Annotated in this window: 14 protein-coding genes, 1 pseudogene and 1 riboswitch; of the genes and pseudogenes, 13 read left to right on the forward strand and 2 right to left on the reverse strand. The window is 73.2% G+C overall.

All coding sequences use genetic code 11. From position 1 onward, the window contains the following. Positions 1-89 precede the first annotated feature (89 nt). The 3 genes from ACQUFX_RS30140 (at position 90) to truA (ending at position 2,605) form a co-directional block, all read left to right on the forward strand. Entirely contained in the window at positions 90-1,112 is a 1,023-nt protein-coding gene (locus ACQUFX_RS30140; RefSeq protein WP_013735931.1) for a DNA-directed RNA polymerase subunit alpha, read from the forward strand. 34 nt (positions 1,113-1,146) lie between these two features. Beyond that, positions 1,147-1,704 (forward strand): 50S ribosomal protein L17, encoded by a 558-nt coding sequence (gene rplQ / locus ACQUFX_RS30145; RefSeq protein WP_428963530.1) that lies wholly within the window; start codon positions 1,147-1,149, stop codon positions 1,702-1,704. A gap of 73 nt (positions 1,705-1,777) precedes the next feature. Continuing rightward, a complete protein-coding gene (truA, locus tag ACQUFX_RS30150) occupies positions 1,778-2,605 on the forward strand; it encodes a tRNA pseudouridine(38-40) synthase TruA (protein ID WP_428963531.1) in 828 nt (275 codons plus the stop codon). 30 nt (positions 2,606-2,635) lie between these two features. Here the strand turns inward: truA and ACQUFX_RS30155 are convergent, their stop codons facing one another. Next, complete coding sequence (locus tag ACQUFX_RS30155) at positions 2,636-3,793, reverse strand: hypothetical protein (protein ID WP_428963532.1); 1,158 nt, start codon at positions 3,791-3,793, stop codon at positions 2,636-2,638. A 307-nt stretch (positions 3,794-4,100) separates the two neighbouring features. Here ACQUFX_RS30155 and ACQUFX_RS30160 point away from each other — a divergent pair, with 307 nt between their 5' ends. The 3 genes from ACQUFX_RS30160 (at position 4,101) to ACQUFX_RS30170 (ending at position 7,448) form a co-directional block, all read left to right on the forward strand. Further along, the gene (locus ACQUFX_RS30160) at positions 4,101-4,706 is read left to right on the forward strand and encodes a class I SAM-dependent methyltransferase (protein WP_428963533.1); all 606 of its coding nucleotides are present in this window, start codon (positions 4,101-4,103) and stop codon (positions 4,704-4,706) included. A gap of 41 nt (positions 4,707-4,747) precedes the next feature. Beyond that, a complete protein-coding gene (locus ACQUFX_RS30165; RefSeq protein ID WP_428963534.1) occupies positions 4,748-6,424 on the forward strand; it encodes an ATP-binding cassette domain-containing protein in 1,677 nt (558 codons plus the stop codon). Between the two features lie 79 nt (positions 6,425-6,503). Continuing rightward, positions 6,504-7,448, forward strand: a complete 945-nt coding sequence (locus tag ACQUFX_RS30170; protein WP_428967127.1) for an aldo/keto reductase — start codon at positions 6,504-6,506, stop codon at positions 7,446-7,448. A 139-nt stretch (positions 7,449-7,587) separates the two neighbouring features. Here ACQUFX_RS30170 and ACQUFX_RS30175 read toward each other — a convergent pair whose 3' ends face one another. Beyond that, positions 7,588-13,461, reverse strand: coding sequence for a ThuA domain-containing protein (locus tag ACQUFX_RS30175; protein WP_428963535.1), 5,874 nt, complete (start codon positions 13,459-13,461; stop codon positions 7,588-7,590). Positions 13,462-13,876: 415 nt separating this feature from the next. Next, positions 13,877-13,986, forward strand: a riboswitch (TPP riboswitch). On the opposite strand from ACQUFX_RS30175, the gene thiE reads away from it, so the two are divergent. From thiE to thiC, 7 genes and pseudogenes are all read left to right on the forward strand, one after another. Then, on the forward strand, positions 13,981-14,607 hold the full coding sequence (gene thiE / locus ACQUFX_RS30180) for a thiamine phosphate synthase (protein ID WP_428963536.1): 627 nt from the start codon (positions 13,981-13,983) through the stop codon (positions 14,605-14,607). It overlaps the preceding riboswitch by 6 nt. Further along, entirely contained in the window at positions 14,601-15,782 is a 1,182-nt protein-coding gene (gene thiO, locus ACQUFX_RS30185; protein WP_428963537.1) for a glycine oxidase ThiO, read from the forward strand. The genes thiE and thiO overlap by 7 nt, the downstream gene beginning before the upstream one ends. Then, on the forward strand, positions 15,773-15,973 hold the full coding sequence (gene thiS / locus ACQUFX_RS30190; RefSeq protein ID WP_067359640.1) for a sulfur carrier protein ThiS: 201 nt from the start codon (positions 15,773-15,775) through the stop codon (positions 15,971-15,973). Before thiO ends, thiS begins: the two co-directional genes overlap by 10 nt. A gap of 5 nt (positions 15,974-15,978) precedes the next feature. Beyond that, positions 15,979-16,770 carry a thiazole synthase gene (locus tag ACQUFX_RS30195; RefSeq protein WP_428963538.1) on the forward strand — a complete coding sequence of 264 codons (792 nt, stop codon included), beginning with the start codon at positions 15,979-15,981 and terminating at the stop codon, positions 16,768-16,770. Between the two features lie 44 nt (positions 16,771-16,814). Continuing rightward, positions 16,815-17,369: pseudogene (locus tag ACQUFX_RS30200) on the forward strand (thiamine phosphate synthase); the annotation flags it as partial. Between the two features lie 137 nt (positions 17,370-17,506). Further along, positions 17,507-18,325, forward strand: coding sequence for a bifunctional hydroxymethylpyrimidine kinase/phosphomethylpyrimidine kinase (gene thiD / locus ACQUFX_RS30205; RefSeq protein WP_428963539.1), 819 nt, complete (start codon positions 17,507-17,509; stop codon positions 18,323-18,325). A 17-nt stretch (positions 18,326-18,342) separates the two neighbouring features. Further along, positions 18,343-19,935 carry a phosphomethylpyrimidine synthase ThiC gene (gene thiC / locus ACQUFX_RS30210; protein ID WP_428963540.1) on the forward strand — a complete coding sequence of 531 codons (1,593 nt, stop codon included), beginning with the start codon at positions 18,343-18,345 and terminating at the stop codon, positions 19,933-19,935. The last annotated feature ends 27 nt before the right edge of the window (positions 19,936-19,962 follow it).

Raw genomic sequence — 19,962 nt, forward strand, 5'->3', positions numbered from 1 at the left:
CGTTGCGGTGGCCCGCCCTTCCCGGGCGGGCCACCGGAGGCATTCAGGTGGGCGTCATATGGCGGGCGCCCCGGAAGAGAAGAGAAGGCATGCTCATCAGCCAGCGACCGACCCTCTCCGAGGAGTCGATCAACGAGACCCGGTCCCGGTTCACCATCGAGCCGCTGGAGCCGGGCTTCGGCTACACCCTCGGCAACTCGCTGCGGCGTACGCTGCTGTCGTCCATCCCGGGCGCGGCGGTGACCTCGATCAAGATCGACGGGGTGCTGCACGAGTTCACCACGATCCCCGGGGTCAAGGAGGACGTGGTCGAGCTCGTCATGAACATCAAGGAGCTGTGCGTCAGCTCCGAGCACGACGAGCCGGTCAGCATGTACCTGCGCAAGCAGGGCCCGGGCGACGTGACCGCGGGGGACATCCAGCCCCCGGCCGGCGTCTCGGTGCACAACCCGGACCTCAAGCTCGCCACCCTCAACGGCAAGGGCCGGCTCGACATGGAGCTGACCGTCGAGCGGGGTCGCGGCTACGTCACGGCGGCCCAGAACAAGCAGGCGGGTGCCGAGATCGGCCGGATCCCGGTCGACTCGATCTACTCGCCGGTGCTCAAGGTGACGTACCGCGTCGAGGCGACCCGGGTCGAGCAGCGGACCGACTTCGACCGGTTGATCATCGACGTCGAGACCAAGCCGTCGATGGGCCCGCGTACCGCGCTGGCCTCCGCCGGTTCGACGCTGGTGGAGCTCTTCGGCCTGGCCCGGGAGCTGGACGAGACCGCCGAGGGTATCGACATCGGCCCCTCCCCGCAGGACGCGCAGCTCGCGGCGGACCTCGCTCTGCCGATCGAGGAGCTGGACCTCACCGTCCGGTCCTACAACTGCCTCAAGCGCGAGGGCATCAACAGTGTCGGTGAGCTGATCGGGCGCACCGAGGCCGACCTTCTCGACATCCGCAACTTCGGCCAGAAGTCGATCGACGAGGTCAAGATGAAGCTGGCCGGGATGGGCCTGGGGCTGAAGGACTCGGCTCCCAACTTCGACCCGGCGCACGTCGTGGACGCCTTCGGTGAGGCCGACTACGACACCGACGACTACCGCGAGACCGAGCAGCTCTAGTCCCGGCTGCCGCCACACCTGAGGAGCACCAAGCATGCCCACGCCCACCAAGGGCCCCCGCCTCGGCGGCAGCCCCGCGCACGAGCGGCTGATGCTGGCCAACCTGGCCACCGCGCTGTTCCAGCACGGCAAGATCAAGACCACCGAGACGAAGGCCCGTCGCCTGCGTCCGATCGCCGAGCGGCTGATCACCAAGGCGAAGCGCGGTGACCTGGCCTCCCGGCGTCGGGTGCTGGGCGTCGTCAAGGACAAGGACGTGGTCTTCGCCCTGTTCGACCAGATCGCGCCCCGGTACGCCAACCGCAACGGTGGCTACACCCGGATCGTGAAGACCGGGCCGCGCAAGGGCGACAACGCCCCCATGGCGGTCATCGAGCTGGTCGAGGAGCTGCAGGTCGCCGAGCCGAAGGCGAACAAGAAGACCGCCGCCCGCAAGGCCGCCCAGCAGGACAAGGTCGAGGCCCTGGCCCCGGCCGAGGAGACCCCGGCCACCGCCGCGGGCGACCAGGACGCCGAGGCTCCGGTCTCGGCTTCCGGCGAGACCGCCGCTGCCCGCGCGGACAGCGACGAGGCCACCGAGAACAAGGCCTGATCCCACAGGCAGCGTCGTCGGGCCCGGCACCCTCTCGGGGGTGTCGGGCCCGACCCGTGAGGCGGAGGTACGAGTGGACGAGCGGACCCGGCTGCGGCTGGACGTCTCGTACGACGGCACGGACTTCTCCGGGTGGGCCGCCCAGCCGACCCGGCGCACCGTCGCCGGGGTGCTCACCGACACCCTGGACCTGGTCCTCGGTGCGGGGACCGCGACCGGGCTGACGGTGGCCGGCCGGACCGACGCCGGGGTGCACGCCACCGGCCAGGTCTGCCACCTCGACCTGCCCACCGGCGTGTGGCGGGAGCACGACGGGCGGCTGCTGCGCCGGCTGGCCCGGCTGCTCCCCACCGACGTGCGGGTACGGGCGATGACGGAGGTGCCGGCGGACTTCGACGCCCGCTTCTCGGCCACCTTCCGCCGGTACGAGTACCGGGTCACCGACGCGGTGTACGGGGCGCAGCCGCTGCGCCGGCACGAGATCCTGGCCTGGCCGAAGCCGCTCGACCCGGACCTGCTCAACGCCGCGGCGGCGGGGCTGGTGGGGGAGCACGACTTCGCCGCGTACTGCCGGCGCAAGGAGAACGCGACCACGCTGCGGGAGGTGTCCCGGCTGGACTGGCGGCGTGACCCGGACGGCATCCTGGTCGCCACCGTGCAGGCCGACGCGTTCTGTCAGGCGATGGTCCGCAGCCTGGTCGGCGCGATGCTGGTCGCCGGGGACGGGCGCCGGCCGGTGGACTGGCCGGGGACCCTGCTCACCCGGCGGGAGCGGGCCAGCGAGGTGACCGTGGCCCCCGCGCACGGGCTGACCCTGGTCGCGGTCGGCTATCCGGACGACCCGGCCGAGTACGCCCGCCGCGCCGACCTCACCCGCCGCCTGCGGGTGCCCACCGCGTAGGTCGGTACCGGTCCCGGGTGGCGGGTGCGCTCAGTCGTCCTGTCGGGTACGGGAGCCGTCGTCGCGCTGGCCGGCGTGGGGGGCGGCCTGGTCCACGTCACCGGCCTCGTCGCCCGTCCGGTCGCCGTTCGCGCCGGTGGTCGGCTGGCCGGCCGTCCCGCCGTTCGCGCGCCGTTCCAGCACCTCCTGGTCGAGGTGCAGTTCGATGAGGTCGAAGAGGACGTCGCGGACGGCCTGGTCGTCGGCGGAGATGGGGGCCCCGTCGGCGCGGACCACCAGGCTGTACGCCAGGTAGTGGCCACGTACCTGCCAGCCGACCCGGGCGGGTGCGCTGGTCAGGGCGGCGGTGTCGTCGCCGGCCGGCAGGCCCCGGAACCGGCCCTGCCGCTCGTCGAGGAGGTCCCGGATGCGGTCGCGCGCCCGCTCGGCGTTGGTCAGGTCGGGCAGGTTGAGCAGGCCGGCGGTGGCCAGGTACGTCCCGTCGGGGGAGCGCAGGGTGGCCCGGACGACCTGGCTGCACCCGAGCCGGACCAGCAGGTCCGCAACCTCACCGGTGGCGGCGGTCGCGCAGCTTCCACTGGACTGCGTCTTCAGCACCCGGTATTTCGACTGGGCGGGGCCGATGGTCAGCTCCTTTTTCGGGAAGACCTCCCGGCCGGTCAGGGGCGCCTGGTCGGTGTCGCGGGAGTCGATGTCCTGCCGCTCGGTGGCGACCGGCGGGGAGGTGACCGCCGCCCCGGCCGGGTCGACCGGGGTCTGCGGGGCCCGGTCGACGAAGAGGGCGGCAGCGGCCAGCCCGGTCAGCGCGAACAGCGCCAGCACGGCCGCGCCGCCGACCAGGACCTGCCAGTTGCGGCCGGTGCCGCCGGGGGGCCGGTGCCGGTGGGCCGGGCCCAGGGCCCGCCCCGGCGGGTACCCGTCGTCGTGCTCGGAGGCGCGCATCGGCGCCGGCTCGGCGACGTGCCGGACCCGGGGCGGTGCCGGCTCCGCCACGGCGTGCGCCTCGGCCGGGACGGGCCGGGCGCTGGCGGAGCGCACCGGCCGGACCGGCTGGGGCAGCGACGGGGTGGGGAACCGCGATGGCGACGGCCCGGTGCGGGCCGGCCGGTCGGACACCACCGACAGGTCGGTCCCCGGGCGTGGGGAATCGAACTGGCTGTCCTCACCGGACTCGTACCGATAGACCATGGTGCCTAGATTAGGAGCTAATGTCCCTTTAGGGGATAATTCGGGGAAATCAAGCCTCCACGCGGTCGAAATCCGGCTCCGGTGCCCTCGCCCCCTCCGGATGCGAAGCCCTCTCCGGTCCCACCCTCGCCGGGTGGCCGGCGGGCGGTCACACCGTGCCTAACCGGCAGATGCCGGGCCAGGATGCGCGGGGTATCGGCGAGGCGCGGTGCCGCCGGGGCGGGTCCGACCCGAGTGCCGGGCCGAAACCGCGGGTGCTGCCGAGCCGTCGGCGGCGGGGCTGCGGGCCGGTGCGAGAATGCCGGACGTGACCGGGGACCACTACTTCACCGCCGAGCCCACGGCCGCCGCCGCGCCACGGGAGGTCGAGTTCTCCGTCGCCGGGCGGGACTGGACCCTCGCCTCGGCCGCCGGGGTCTTCTCCGCCGACCGGCTCGACCCCGGTACGACGGTCCTGCTGCGCAAGGCCGACCTGCCGACCGCCGCCACCACCGGCGCGCTGCTCGACCTCGGCTGCGGCTTCGGCCCGATCGCCTGCGTGCTGGCCACCTCGGCACCGGCGACCACCGTCTGGGCGGTCGACGTCAACGAGCGGGCCCGGGGCCTCACCGCCGCGAACGCGGCCCGGGTCGGCGTGGCCGACCGGGTCCGGGTGGCCGCGCCGGACGACGTGCCGCCGGAGGTCACCTTCGCCCAACTCTGGTCCAACCCGCCGATCCGGATCGGCAAGGCCGAGTTGCACGCGCTGCTGCTGCGCTGGCTGCCCCGGCTCGCCCCGGACGGGGTCGGCTGGCTGGTGGTCGCCCGGCACCTCGGCGGCGACTCGCTCCAGCGCTGGCTGGTCGAGCAGGGCTGGCGGGTCGAGCGGCACGCCAGCCAGAAGGGGTACCGGGTGCTGCGGGTCACCCGGTAATTGGTTGTCGCCGGGCGGGTGCTCTCGGGCAGGATGCCGACGTGGGATATGTGGACGTGGCAGCGGTCGGGCACGTCCTGCCCGACGGCCGCGAGTTGCTGCGCGACGTGTCGTTCCGGGTGGGCGAGGGCGCCAAGATCGCCCTGGTCGGGCCGAACGGCGCGGGGAAGACGACGCTGCTGCGGATGGTCGCCGGTGACCTGCCGGTGCGCGCCGGGAGCGTCGCCCGTTCCGGCGGACTCGGCGTCATGCGCCAGTTCATCGGCATGATCGGCGACGAGTCGACCCTCGCCGACCTGGCCCTGGGCCTCGTTCCGCCCGCCCTGCGCGACGCCGGCCGCCGGCTCGCCGACACCGAGGCGGCGATGCGCGCGGCCGAGGCGCGCGGCACGGACAGCGCCGCCGCCGGCAAGGCCCAACTGGCGTACGCGAACGCGCTCGCCGTCTGGGGTGAGGTCGGCGGGTACGACGCCGAGGTGCTCTTCGACACCGTCGCCACGGTGGTGCTCGACCGCCCGTGGGACGCCGTACGGGACCGGCCGGTGCGGACCCTCTCCGGCGGCCAGCAGAAACGCTTCGCCCTGGAGTTGCTGCTGCGCGGCACCGACGAGGTGCTGCTGCTGGACGAGCCGGACAACTTCCTCGACGTGCCCGGCAAGCGCTGGCTGGAGGGGCGGCTACGGGAGTCGACCAAGTCGGTGCTCTACGTCTCGCACGACCGGGAACTGCTGGCCCGTACCGCCGACCGGGTGGTCACGGTGGAGGGCGGCAGCGCCTGGGTGCACCCGGGCGGCTTCACGAGCTGGCACGAGGCCCGGGTGGCCCGGCACGCCCGCCTCGACGAGCAGCGCCGCCGCTGGGACGAGGAGCACCAGAAACTGCGCGAGCTGATGCTGATGTACAAGCAGAAGGCCGCGTACAACGACGGGCTGGCGTCCCGGTACCAGGCGGCGCAGACCCGGCTGCGCAAGTTCGAGGAGGCCGGGCCGCCGCCCGTACCCCCGAAGGAGCAGGACATCCGGATGCGGCTGGCCGGCGGGCGGACCGGCAAGCGCGCGGTGATCTGCGAACAGCTCGAACTCGACGGCCTGACCTACCCGTTCGACCTGGAACTCTGGTACGGCGACCGGGTCGCGGTGCTCGGCGCCAACGGCACCGGCAAGTCGCACTTCCTGCGGCTGCTGGCCCGGGGCGGCAGCGACCCGGACCCGGCCACCGGCCCGGTCGACGGGGCCGCCGCGCTCGCCCCGGTGGCGCACGACGGGGTGGCCCGGCTCGGCGCGCGGGTCCGCCCCGGGCACTTCTCGCAGACCCACGACCGGCCCGAGCTGACGGACCGGACGCTTGTCGAGATCCTCTGGCGGGGCGACGAGCACCGGGCCGGGATGGACCGGCACGCCGCGATGGCCGCGCTGAGCCGGTACGAGCTGGCCGGCCAGGGCGACCAGCGGTTCGGCGCCCTCTCCGGCGGCCAGCAGGCGCGGTTCCTGGTGCTGCTGCTGGAGTTGTCCGGGGCGACCCTGCTGCTGCTCGACGAGCCGACCGACAACCTCGACCTGGCCAGCGCCGAGGCGCTGGAGGCGGGGCTGGCGGCCTTCGCCGGCACCGTCGTCGCGGTGACCCACGACCGCTGGTTCACCCGCTCCTTCGACCGTTTCGTGCTGTTCCGCGGCGACGGCGACGTGGTGGAGACCCCCGAACCGGTCTGGGGGGTGTAAGGAAGGGCCCCTTGTTAACGCGTAACGGTGTAGAGGGGCCCCTTCCTCACCGCTCGCCTAGGCTGGGGCGGTGACTGAGATGACCTACCGCCGGCTGGGCGACTCCGGACTCGTGGTCTCCACGGTCGGCGTCGGCTGCAACAACTTCGGCCGCAAGCTCGACCTGGACGGTACCCGCGCGGTGGTCGACGCCGCGCTCGACGCCGGGATCACCCTCTTCGACACCGCCGACATCTACGGCGAGCCGCAGGGCAACTCCGAGGAACTGCTCGGGCAGGTGCTCAAGGGACGCCGTGACGACGTGGTGCTGGCGACCAAGTTCGGCATGGACATGCGCGGGGCGAACGGCCCGGACTTCGGCGCCCGGGGCGCCCGGCGGTACGTCGCGCGGGCGGTGGAGGCGTCGCTGCGCCGGCTCGGCACCGACCACATCGACCTGTACCAGATGCACGAGCCGGACCCGGGCACCCCGATCGAGGAGACCCTGGCGGCGCTGGACGACCTGGTCCGCGCCGGCAAGGTGCGGTACCTGGGCAACTCGAACTTCACCGGCTGGCAGATCGCCGACGCCGACTGGACCGCCCGGACCGGCGGCACGAGCCGGTTCGTCAGCGCGCAGAACCAGTACAGCCTGTTGGAACGGGACGTCGAGGCGGAGGTGGTGCCGGCCTGCGAGCGGTTCGGGCTCGGCCTGCTGCCGTTCTTCCCGCTCGCCGACGGGCTGCTCACCGGCAAGTACCGCCGGGGCGAGACGCCCCCGGCCGGCAGCCGCCTCGCCGGCAGCGGCCGGTACGCGCAGCGCCTGGCCGCCGCCGACTGGGACACCATCGAGGCGATCGAGGCGTTCGCCGCCGAGCGGGACCTCTCCCTGCTCCAGGTGGCCATCGGCGGGCTGGCCGCCCAACCGGCGGTCACCTCGGTGATCGCCGGCGCGACCACCCCCGAGCAGGTCCGCGCCAACGCGGCGGCCGGCACCTGGCAGCCCACCCCCGACGACCTCACCGCCCTGCGCGCCTTCCTCTGACCGCCCCACCCGGCCCCGGCCCGACACCACCGGCCGACGGGCCGGGGGCGTGTCCCGAGGTACGCGCGGGACGGCTGCGTGGGAAAGAGCGGGTGCCCGCCCGCCGCCAGGAACGGCGACGGACGGGCACCCGGTTCGGTCAGAGCTGGCCGCTCGGGGCGATCCGGGTCGGATCGTCGTCGAGCCGGCCGGTGCCGTCGACCTTCTTGCCGTCGTTCGCCTTCACGCCGGCCTTGCTGGCCGTGCCGCCGAGCCGGACGATCATGGCGTCGGCGTCCCGGACCAGGACCTCCCGGATCTCAGCCTCGGTGACCAGCTCGGGGTCGGCCGCGAGCGCCCGGAACGCGGTGAGCTGCTGCACCGCCCGCTTGTCGTTGCCGGCCGCCTCCGAGGTCCGGACCGCCGTCAGCTTGTTGGTCAGCTTCCGGTGGGCCAGGTTGGACAGCCGCCCGGTCGACGAGAACCGGTCGATCAGGTTCTGCATGTCGCGGAACGAGGTGGTGACGAAGAACCGGACCGTCGAGGTGGTCTTGTTGCCCGCCTTGTCGGTCGCGGTCACGGTCAGCTCGTGCAGGCCGAGCGGCAGCTCGTACATGGCCTGCAGGGTGCCGCTGGCGTACGGCTGACCGTTGAGCGTGCCCACCACCGACTGGATGCCGGAGGTCGGGTCGACGGCCTGCCAGGTGATCCGCACGTCCTGGCTGTCGCCGTAGAGCTGGCCGTCGGCGATTCCGGACACCAGCAGCGTCGGCTTGGTGCCGTCGATGCGGACCACCGCCGACTTCAGCGTCTCGACGTTGCCGGCGCTGTCGGTGGCCCGGTAGAGCAGCTCGTGCTGCCCGTCACCGCTGATCTCGATCGGGTCGGTGTACGGCGTCCAGTCGCCGCCGCCCAGCGACCACTCCAGCAGCTTCACCCCGGAACCGGCGTCGGTCGAGGTGAGCACCACCGGGACCGTACCGTCGTGCCAGCCCTCGTCGTTCGCCGGAGCGAACGCCGCGGTGCTGACCGGCGCGGTGGTGTCGATCCGGACGGTGACCGACTTCGTCTCCTCGACGTTGCCGGCCTCGTCCGTGGAGCGGAACCGCAGCTCGTGCTCCCCGTCACCGGTGATCTCCACCGGGGCGGTGTACGCGGTCCACGCGGTGGCCGGGCCGAGCTGGTACTCGGTGCGGTCCACCCCGCTGCCACCGGCCTCGTCGGTCGCGGTCAGGGTGACCGTGGTCGCCGCGGTGTGCCAGCCGTCGACCGGGGTGCCGGCGACCTCGGCCGTGGTGACCGGGGCGGTGCCGTCGACCTGTCCGGTGGTGAGCCGGAAGTAGTCGAACGACGCCGTCTTGCGGGCGGTCTGGTTGCCCCCGAGGGTGAACAGACCCACCTTCGGGGTGGCCCCCACGACGGTGCTGGTCAGCTCGCCCAGGGACGTCCATTCCTCCCCGTCGGCCGAGTACGACGCGGTGTACGTGTCACCGGTGCGGGCCAGCCGCAGGTGCCACACCGAACCGGTCAGGTTCTCGACGTTCGGCTGCGGGTTCTGCACCGCCCCGCCGACCTCGCTGCGGAACTCGAGCCGCCGGGTGACCGGCTGGCCGGGCGAGTTGTCCACGATGTAGTCGAACTTGAGGTAGTTGTCGTCGTCCGCGTACACCAGCAGACCCGCCTGCTGGTACTGCTCGTCCAGCAGGCTGCCGTCGACCTTCGTCTCCACGGTCCAGTCGCCCGAGGGCGCGGTCTGCAGGACGAAGTTCGTCGGCCCGGTGTTGTCGGTGCCGTAGATGTCACCGTTCGGCACGTCGATGCGCAGCGCGCCGTCGGTCACCCGGTACGCGGTCGCGTCCTCCCGGACGATCGCGTTCCACCGGCACTTGTCCAGCGCGTTCCCGGTGAACTCGTCCGACGGGGCCACCGGCTCGGCCGGGGTGTCCGGCGTGAACTGGAACCAGTCGAACTCGGCGTTCACCACCGGGGCGGTGGTGCCCCCGTTGAGGGCGAAGAGGCCGATCTGCGGGTTGGTGATCCCGGCCAGGGCGGCTGCCCGGCCGACCGGGGTGAAGGTCTGCCCGTCGGTCGAGAAGGCCGCGGTCAGGTTCGTGCCGTCGCTGGTCAGCCGCAGGTGGATGGTGTCACCGGCGGGGGCGGCGGTGGCGTCGGCCCCCTCGTTGCGCGGCGACCCGGCGGTCTCCCGGATGAACTCCACCTTGCGGTTGCCGCCGAAGAGCAGGTCCACCTTGGCGTAGTTGTCGTCGTCGCCGTACAGGATCAGACCTGCCTGCTGGTAGTCGGCGGTGACCGGCACGGTGACCTTCGTGGTGGCCTGCCAGGCCCCGGCGGGCACCGGCTGGAGGACCAGGTTGGTCGCGTCGTTGCGGTCCCCGTACAGGTCACCCACACCGGTGGGCAGGCGCAGGACACCCCCGGAGACCGAGTACGACTGGTTCTCCCGGACCACGGTCTGCCACCGCTCCCGGTCCAGTCCGGTACCGCCGAAGTCGTCCGAGCGGAGCCCGAAGCAGGAGGTGGTGGGTGCGTCCACCTTCACCTGGACGGTGGCGTACCCCTTGGCCCCGCGCTTGTCGGTCACCGTCAGGGTGGCGGTGAAGGTGCCCGGGGCGGTGTACGTGTGCTCGGCGTTCAGGGTGTCCGCCGTGCCGCCGTCACCGAAGTCCCAGGCGTACGTGAACGGGGTGTCGTCCTCGGGGTCGGTGGCGGTGCCGGCGAAGGCCACGGTCAGCGGCGCGGTGCCGCTGGTCGGGGTGGCCGTGGCGGTCACCGTCGGCGGCGTGTTGTCGGTGACGCCCTTGCCGAGGAAGTCCATCCAGTTGACGTTGAACAGGCTGCTCGTGGCCCCGGCCGGGGACCGGGCCACGAAGTACAGCGTGCCCCGGGCGTCGGCGTCCGCCGGTACCGGCGCGGTGACGTCGGTGTACGTCTGCCACGCCCCGGTCACCGGTACGTCGACGGAGGTGAGCAGCGGGCCGTCGGCGGCTCCGGCGCGTACCTCGATCCGTCCTCCGGCGCTCTGCGAGGCGACCCGGATCCGGATCGCGTCGATCCCGGTCAGGCTGGCCGGTTGGACCGACCACCAGTCGCCGTCCTCGATCCAGCCGATGTTCTGGCCGCCACCGGCGGTGTCCCCGGTGGTCTCCTTCTGCACGCCCGGGTCGCCGCCGCCGATGCTGCCGGCGACCCGACCGGTGGCCGTGTGGTACTCGGCCTGCTTGCGCTTGGGCTGGAGGATCTCCAGCGCCCGGCCGGTGAGCGGCTCGGCCCCGCCGACGCCGCCCTTGTCGGTGTAGGTCGCCTCCAGCACGGTGAAGACGTTCGCCTCCGCGCCGTGGCCGGCGGCGAGCTGGGTCTGCACCGTGCCGGTGCAGCCGGTGAGCTGGTCCAGCGGGTGGGCGTGCTCGTCGTGGCCGAGGAGGACCTGGAGGTTGACCTTGGTGCAGTCGATCTCGCCGTCCTCCGGGTCGGTCACCTTGATGGTGTACTTGACCTGGTCACCCCATTCGAAGAAGCCGCCGTCCGGCGGGAACTCGATGGTGACGGTCGGCGCGGTGTTGCCGACGGTGACCGGGACGTTCGCCACGGCGGTACGGCCCTTGACGTTGGTCACGGTGAGCTGGGCGTTGTAGTTGCCCGCCTCGGCGTACGTGTGGGTGGGGTTGGCCTCGGTGGAGGAGTTCCCGTCGCCGAAGGTCCAAGCGTAGGTCAGCGCGCCGCCGTCGGGGTCCCGGGAGCCCTCGCTGGAGAAGGTGACCGTCAGCGGCGCCGCGCCGGAGGTCGGGTCGGCGCTGGCCTGGGCGATCGGGGCCCGGTCACCGGCGACGTAGTCGATCCGGTAGACCCCGGAGTTGTCGTTGTTGCCGCCGAAGCCGCTGCCCCACTCGATCAGGTACAGCGCACCGTCCGGGCCGAACTCGAAGTCCATCGGCCGGACGAAGGACATCCCGGTGAGCAGTTGGTTGATGTCGACCAGGGACTTGCCGTCCTTGGTGACCTGCATGGTGTACATCTTCGACTGGTTCCACTCGCCGAAGATGGCCTTGCCGTCGTAGTACTTCGGCCACTTGCGGTCCGAGGTGCTGTCGGCGTCGTACCGGTAGACCGGGCCGCCCATGGGCGCGCCGCCGCCGCCGATCTCGGGGAAGCGGGGGTTGCCGCCGTAGCCGTAGTCGACGGTGGCCGGGATGGCCGCCGGCAGGGTGGTCAGGCCGGTGTTGTTGGGCGAGTTGTTCACCGGGGCGGCGCAGTCGAACTTCGCCCCGCTCGGCCCGGACGGGAACTGGTAGTCGTTGTAGGCCTGGTTGGTCCCGGTGCAGTACGGCCAGCCGTAGTTGCCGGGCCGGTCGACGATGTTCCACTCCACCAGGCCCTCGGGGCCCCGGTTCGGGTTGGCCGAGCCGGCGTCCGGCCCGTAGTCGGCCACGTAGAGCGTGTCCGTGGCCGGGTCGATGCCCATCCGGAACGGGTTACGGAAGCCCATCCCGTAGATCTCGGGGCGGGTCTTCTCGGTGCCCGGCGGGAAGAGGTTCCCCTCCGGGATGGTGTACGTCCCGTCGTCCTCGGGGTGGATTCGGAGCACCTTGCCGCGCAGGTCGTTGGTGTTGCCGGAGGTCCGCTGGGCGTCGTAGTCCTGGCGTCCCGGCCGCTCGTCGATCGGCGTGAAGGCGCTGGACTCGAAGGGGTTGGTGTTGTCCCCGGTGGCCAGGTACAGGTTGCCGGCCGAGTCGAACGCCATCGTGCCGCCCGCGTGGCAGCAGGTGTTGCGCTGGGTGGTGACCTCCAGCACGACCTTCTCGCTGGCCAGGGCGATGCTGTCTCCGCTGACGGTGAACCGCGACAGGTAGTTGCGGGGGCCGCCGCCGTTGGGCGCGTAGTAGAGGTACACCCAGTTGTTGGTGGCGAAGTCCGGGTCCAGCCGGATGCCGATCAGGCCGTCCTCGTTACCGGTGAAGACGTCCAGGTCGATCGCGGTGACGGTGTTGCCGGTGTCGGGCTTGACGATCTGCACCCGGCCGTCCCGCTCGATGTAGAAGACCCGCCCGTCGGGGGCGACGTCCAGCTCCATCGGGTTGCTGGTGTTGCTGTCCAGCGTGACCTTCTCGAAGCTCGACGTCTGGGAGGCGGCGCAGTCGGAGTCGACCACCCCGGCGGCGGTCTGGATGCCCCCGAGCAGGTGCTCCAGGAACTCCGGCTCGGCGAACGACTCGTTGGTGTGGCCACCACCGGTGTACCAGGCCCGGCCGCCGTCGTACTCCTGGCACCAGGCGATCGGGTGGTCGTGGCCCATCGCCCCGGCGCCCGGGTTGTAGCTCGTCTCGTTCAGGCTGGCCAGGACGTGCACCTGCGAGCGCGGGTTCGAGCGGAAGTTGTACCACTCGTCGTAGCGTTCCCAGCGCTCCGGCAGGTGCTCGGTGGAGTCGTGGGCGTGGTCCTCGACCTTGACGGTGGCCGTCTGGTTGGCCGGGTGGTTGGCGAAGTAGGCGCCGACCAGCTTGCCGTACCACTCCCAGCTGTACTCGGTGTCGGAGGCGGCGTGCACGCCGGCGTACCCGCCACCGCCCTGGATGTAGCGCTCGAACGCGGCCTGCTGCCCGCCGTCGAGGACGTCCCCGGTGGTGGAGAGCCAGACGACGGCCTTGTACTTCGCCAGGTTCGCGTCGGTGAACGCGGCTCCGTCCTCGGTGGTGTCGACGGTGAACCCGTTCGCCGCACCGAGTTGCTGGATGGCCGCGATACCGGCCGGGATGGAGCCGTGCCGGAACCCGGCGGTCTTCGAGAAGACCAGGATCGAGTACGGCTCGGCGGCGGCGGTCCGCGCGGCCGGCGCCGGTGCGGGCTTCGGTGCCGGCTGGGCCAGCGCGGCCGGGGCCGCCTGGGCGAGCGCGGCCGTGGGCGCGGTGGTGGGGGCGGCCTGGGCGGGCGCGCCGATCATGGTGGTGGTGAGGGTGAGGGTGATCAGGGCCGCGGGAAGGGCGCCGCGCGGCGGTCTGATGCGGCGGGATAGGGACACGAGGTCTCCTCTGTCCGTACTGGACGACGGCGTACAGGGGCGGCTCGCCGAAGACCGCCCCGATATCGACTCGGACACACGCTGACGAGGAGACGCCGATCCCCCGGCAGCATTCTGTCGAACCAATAAACAAATTAGTGCCAATATGTGAGTGTCCGGCAAGATGCGGAGCGGTAACGGTTCCGTAACGCCACCCCGCAATAGGTGCGAGCCCCCCAAACCGGAACCCCCACCCGCCCCGTCCCCGCCTGTCGCCGCCGTCGTCTCTTTCGGCGATCATGCGGTTGCCGCCCCGGCAAATGCCGCACATGCCGCGTCACGCGGGCCTGAACTGCGTGATCGCGGTGGATGGACGGGGTGGGGCGGGGGCCGGGCGGGGCTTGGCGGATCCGGGGATTCGTCGTACGGTGGCACGCAACCAACCCACGGGAGCCCGGTGCACCGGGCTGAGAGGGGGGCTAGGAGCCCCCGACCGTCGAACCTGATCCGGGTAATGCCGGCGCAGGGAGGAGAGTTGCCGTGCCGTCCCTGGGACGACTGCATCTGGTCACCGACACCCGACCCGGGCGGGATCCGCTCGCCGTGGTCCGGGCCGCGCTCGGCGTCGCCGGCCCCGACCTGGTCGTCCAGGTACGGGTCGAGGACGCCGCCACCGACCGCGAGGCGTACGACCTGGCCGGCCGGGTCGTCGCGCTCTGCGCCCCGTACCGGGCCACCTGCCTGGTCAACGACCGGCTGCACGTGGCGCTCGCGGTGGGCGCCGACGGCGGGCACGTCGGCGCGGACGACCTGCCCGTCGACGCCGCCCGTCGGGTGCTCGGCCCGGACGCGGTGCTCGGCGCCACCGCCCGGGAGCCGGTGACCGCCCGTGCCGCCGTCGACGCCGGGGCCGGGTACCTGGGCGTCGGCCCGTGCCACCACACCTCGACCAAGGACGGCCTGCCCGACCCGATCGGCCCGGCCGGGATCCGCGCGGTCGCCGACGCGGTCGACGTACCGGTGATCGCCATCGGCGGGGTGACCGCGGCGACCGTGCCGGCGCTGCGCGCCGCCGGGGCGTACGGGGTGGCGGTGGTCGGCGCGCTCTCCACCGCCGCCGATCCGGCGCGGGCCACCGCTGAGCTGCTCCGGGAGCTGACGTGTTAGCAGGGGGCCCCTCTACTACCGAAAGCGTTAACAGGGGGCCCTTCCTTACACCGGAGGTGGCGGTGGTGGGGGGCGGGGTGATCGGGCTGGCGATCGCCTGGCGGTGCGCGCGGCGGGGGCTGCGGGTCGTCGTGCACGATCCGGCTCCCGGGTCGGGTGCGTCGGGCGTCGCCGCCGGGATGCTCTCCCCGGTCGTCGAGGCGCACTTCGGCGAGGACGAGCTGACCGGGCTGCTCGCCGACTCGGCGGCCCGCTGGCCGGGGTTCGCCGCCGAGCTGACCGAGGCCGCCGGCACGCCGATCGGGTACCGCACCGACGGCACCCTGGTCGTCGGGCTGACCGGCGACGACCTGGCCGAGGCGCGTCGACTCTGGACGTACCAGCAGGGTCTGGGGTTGCCGATCACGCCGCTGCGCCCGTCGCAGGTGCGCGACCGCGAACCGGCGCTCACCCTGCGGCTGCGCGGCGGCGCGTTCGCCGCCACCGACCACCAGGTCGACCCGCGCCGGCTGGTCACGGCGCTGCGCACGGCGGCCGAGCGGGCCGGGGCGCGGCTGGTCGGCACCCCGGTCACCGACCTGTCCGAGGTGGTCGCGCCGGTCACCGTCGTGGCGGCCGGCTGCGGCGCCGCCGCCCTCACCGGGCTGCCGGTGCGGCCGGTGAAGGGGCAGATCCTCCGGCTCCGCGCGCCCGACGGCGGTCCGCCGGGCTTCCGCCACGTCATCCGGGGGTACGCCGACGGCGAGCCGGTCTACCTGGTGCCCCGCGCCGACGGGGAGGTGGTGGTCGGCGCGACCGTCGAGGAGCGCTCGGACACCGCCGTCTCCGCCGGTGCCGTGCTGCGGTTGCTGCGCGCCGCCGTCGACCTGGTCCCCGACCTGGCCGAGTACGACCTGGTCGAGGCGGTCGCCGGGCTGCGCCCGGGTACGCCGGACAACGCCCCGGTCCTCGGTCCGCTGCCCGGCCGCCCCGGCGTCATCGTCGCCACCGGACACCACCGGCACGGCATCGTGCTGGCCCCGGTCACCGCCGACCTGATCGCCGACCTGGTGGTGACCGGCACCCCCGATCCGCTCCTGGCCCCCTTCGGCGCCGACCGCTTCACCTGCGGCGCGGCCCGGCCGGGAAGCACGGGTCGCAGCAAGCAGTCGATCGAGGAGGACGGGTGGACGTGACGGTGAACGGTGTCGAACGGACGGTCGCCGCCGGGGCGAGCGTGGCCGACCTGGTCCGGGAGGTCACCCCACAGCAGCGCGGCGTGGCCGTCGCGGTCAACGGCGAGGTGGTGCCCCGGACCGGCTGGCCGGCCACCGCGTTGCGGCCGGGGGACCGGGTCGAGGTGCTCAGCGCGGCGCAGGGCGGGTGACCGGGATGACCACCACGAGCCCCGACGATGGCTTCACCGTGGGCGGGGAGACGTTCGGCTCCCGGCTGATCCTCGGCACCGGTGGGGCGGCCAACCTGCACGTGCTGGAGCAGGCCGTCCGGGCCTCCGGCACCGGGCTGGTCACCCTGGCGCTGCGCCGGGTGGACACCGCGCCGGGGACCTCCGGCGGCCTGCTGGACCTGCTGGACCGGTGCGGCGTCCGGCTGCTGCCGAACACCGCCGGCTGCTACACCGCCGCCGAGGCGGTCAAGGTGGCCCACCTGGCCCGGGACGCCTTCGACACCGACTGGGTCAAGCTGGAGGTGATCGGCGACGAGCGGACGCTGCTGCCCGACGGGGTGGAACTGCTCCGCGCCGCCGAGGAACTGGTCGCGGACGGGTTCACCGTGCTGCCGTACACCAGCGACGATCCGGTGCTGGCCCGGCGGCTGGCCGACGTGGGCTGCGCGGCGGTGATGCCGGCCGGCGCCCCGATCGGCTCCGGGCTGGGCGTCGGCAACCCGCACCACATCCGGCTGATCCGGCAGAGCGTCGAGGTGCCGGTGATCCTCGACGCCGGCATCGGCACCGCCTCGGACGCGGCGCTGGCCATGGAACTCGGCTGCGACGCGGTGCTGCTGGCCAGCGCGGTCACCCGGGCCGTCGACCCGGTGGCGATGGCCACCGCGATGCGGTACGCGGTCGAGGCCGGGCGGCTGGCGTACGGCGCGGGCCGGATCGCCCGCCGGTTCCACGCCCTCGCCTCCACCCCGGACGAGGGCAGGCCGGACCTGTGATTACCGTGGCACCGTCCGGCGTGGTGGTGCTCACCGACCGGCGGATGGCCCGGGAGGCGCTGGACCGGGTGGTGGCGCGGGCGGTGGCCGGCGGCGTCCGCTGGGTGGTGCTGCGGGAGCGGGACCTGCCCGACGCCGAGCGGGCCGCCCTCGCCGCCGACCTGCGCGCGATCCTCGCCGACGTTGGCGGCACGCTCGTCGTGGCCGGTCCCGACCCGCTCGGCGGTGACGCCGTGCACCTGCCCGCCGCCGGCCCGTACCCGCCGCCGGCCGTGCGGCTCGTCGGGCGGTCCTGTCACGACGCGGCCGAGCTGGGGCGGCTCACCACGGAGGACTACGTGACCCTGTCGCCGGTCTGGCCCACCCGCAGCAAACCCGGCCACGGCCCACCCCTGCACCCGGCGGGCCTGGCCGCGCTGGTCGGGCGCAGCCCGGTACCGGCCCTGGCGCTCGGTGGGGTGACCACACCCGAGCAGGTGACGGCCTGCGTCGGGGCGGGCGCGGTGGGGGTGGCGGTGCTGGGCGCGGTGATGCGCGCCGGTGACCCGGGCGAGGTGGCCGCCGCGCTCACCGCCGCCGCGCTCACCGCCGCCGGAACGGCCGGCCGGACCTGTCACGGGGAGGTCCGGCCGGCGCCCCCGACGACGCACCGGACGACACCGGGCGAACGAGAGCCGCACCAGGCGGTCCCGGGCGGACCGGAGCCGCACCAGGCGGCCCCGAGCGGAGGAGAACAGTGACCCCCACGACCGTGCTCACCATCGCCGGCTCGGACTCCGGCGGCGGTGCCGGCATCCAGGCCGACCTCAAGGTCTTCGGCGCCCTCGGGGCGTACGGGACCAGCGTGCTGACCGCGGTCACCGCGCAGAACACCCGGGGCGTCGACGCGGTCCTGGCGCTGCCCCCGCGTACCGTCACCGAGCAGCTCGAGGCGGTGCTGGCCGACTTCGCCGTGCGGGCGGTGAAGACCGGGGTGCTCGGTACCCCCGCCGTCGCCGACGCGATCGCCGAGGTGGCGAAGGCGGGGCGACTGCCGCACCTGGTGGTCGACCCGGTGCTGGTGGCGACCAGCGGGCACGCGCTGGGCGTGGTGGCCGCGGTCGAGCGGCTGCTGCCGTACGCCGAGGTGGCGACGCCGAACTGCGCGGAGGCCGCCGCCCTCACCGGAGCGCCGGTGACCACGGTCGAGGAGATGGTCGCGGCGGCCGAGACGCTCGCCGCCGCCGGGCCGGCGCACGTGGTGGTGACCGGCGGCGACGTCGACGCGGACGGCGAGTCGGTCGACGTGCTGGCCGGCGGCGGCCGGACCACCCTGCTGCGCGGGCCCCGGGTGGCGACCCGCAACAACCACGGCACCGGCTGCTCGTTCTCGGCGGCGGTCGCGGTCCGACTGGCCCTCGGCGACCCGGTGCCGCTGGCGGTCGACACCGCCAAGGAGTACGTCGCCCGCGCGCTGACCGGCGGGCGGGACTGGAAGCTGGGCGCGGGGGCCGGCCCGCTGGACCACTTCGGCTGGTCGCCGGAGCGGCCGGTCCCGTCGGCGCGTCCCGCGTGATCGACAGGGAGGCTGTCATGCAGGCACGTCGCAAGGTGTACGTCGAGGGCTCGCGGCCGGACGTCCGGGTGCCCTTCGCCGAGGTGGACCTGACCGGGGACAACCCGCCGGTCCGGCTGTACGACACCTCGGGGCCGGGCTCCGACCCGGAGGTGGGGCTGCCGGCGCTGCGCGGTCCGTGGATCGCCGAGCGGGGGGACGTCGCCCCGGTCCGCGGGGCGGGCACCCCGCTGGCGGGTACCGACGGGAGGCGGCCCACCCAGCTCGCGTACGCGCGGGCCGGGGTCGTCACCCCGGAGATGGAGTTCGTGGCGATCCGGGAGCAGACGACGCCGGAGTTCGTCCGGGACGAGATCGCCGCCGGTCGGGCGGTGCTGCCGCTGAACGTCAACCACCCCGAGTGCGAGCCGGCGATCATCGGCAAGGCGTTCCTGGTGAAGGTCAACGCCAACATCGGCACCTCGGCGGTGACCTCCTCGGTCGCCGAGGAGGTGGAGAAGCTGACCTGGGCCACCCGCTGGGGCGCGGACACCGTGATGGACCTGTCCACCGGCAAGCGGATCCACGAGACCCGCGAGGCGATCGTGCGCAACTCGCCGGTGCCGATCGGGACGGTGCCGATCTACCAGGCGCTGGAGAAGGTCGGCGGTGACCCGGTGAAACTGAGCTGGGAGGTGTTCCGGCAGACCGTCATCGAGCAGGCCGAGCAGGGCGTGGACTACATGACGGTGCACGCCGGGGTGCTGCTGCCGTACGTGCCGATGGCCGTGGACCGGGTCACCGGGATCGTCTCCCGGGGCGGCTCGATCATGGCGGCCTGGTGCCTGGCGCACCACGAGGAGAACTTCCTCTACACCCACTTCCGGGAACTCTGCGAGATCCTGGCCCGCTACGACGTGACCTTCTCCCTCGGTGACGGGCTGCGGCCGGGGTCCATCGCGGACGCCAACGACGAGGCCCAGTTCGCCGAGCTGCGGACGCTGGGCGAGTTGACCAGCATCGCCTGGGAGTACGACGTGCAGGTGATGATCGAGGGCCCCGGGCACGTGCCGATGCACAAGATCAAGGAGAACGTGGACCTCCAGCAGGAGTGGTGCCACGAGGCCCCGTTCTACACGCTCGGCCCGCTGACCACGGACATCGCGCCCGCGTACGACCACATCACCTCGGCGATCGGGGCGGCGATGATCGGCATGTTCGGCACCGCGATGCTCTGCTACGTCACGCCGAAGGAGCACCTCGGGCTGCCGGACCGGGACGACGTGAAGGCGGGTGTGATCGCGTACAAGATCGCGGCGCACGCGGCCGACCTGGCCAAGGGGCACCCCGGGGCGCAGGCCTGGGACGACGCGCTGTCCAAGGCGCGGTTCGAGTTCCGCTGGGAGGACCAGTTCAACCTGTCGCTGGACCCGGAGACGGCACGGTCGTACCACGACGCGACGCTGCCCGCCGAGCCGGCGAAGACGGCCCACTTCTGCTCGATGTGCGGGCCGAAGTTCTGCTCCATGAAGATCACCCAGGAGCTGAAGGAGTACGCGGCGCGGGGGATGCAGGACAAGTCGGCGGAGTTCGTCTCCGCCGGCGGCCGGGTCTACCTTCCACAGGCCTGACCGCGCAGGGCGGGCCTGGTCGTCCGC

The organism is Micromonospora fluostatini (assembly GCF_050410825.1).
Classification (GTDB): Bacteria; Actinomycetota; Actinomycetes; order Mycobacteriales; family Micromonosporaceae; genus Micromonospora; species Micromonospora rosaria.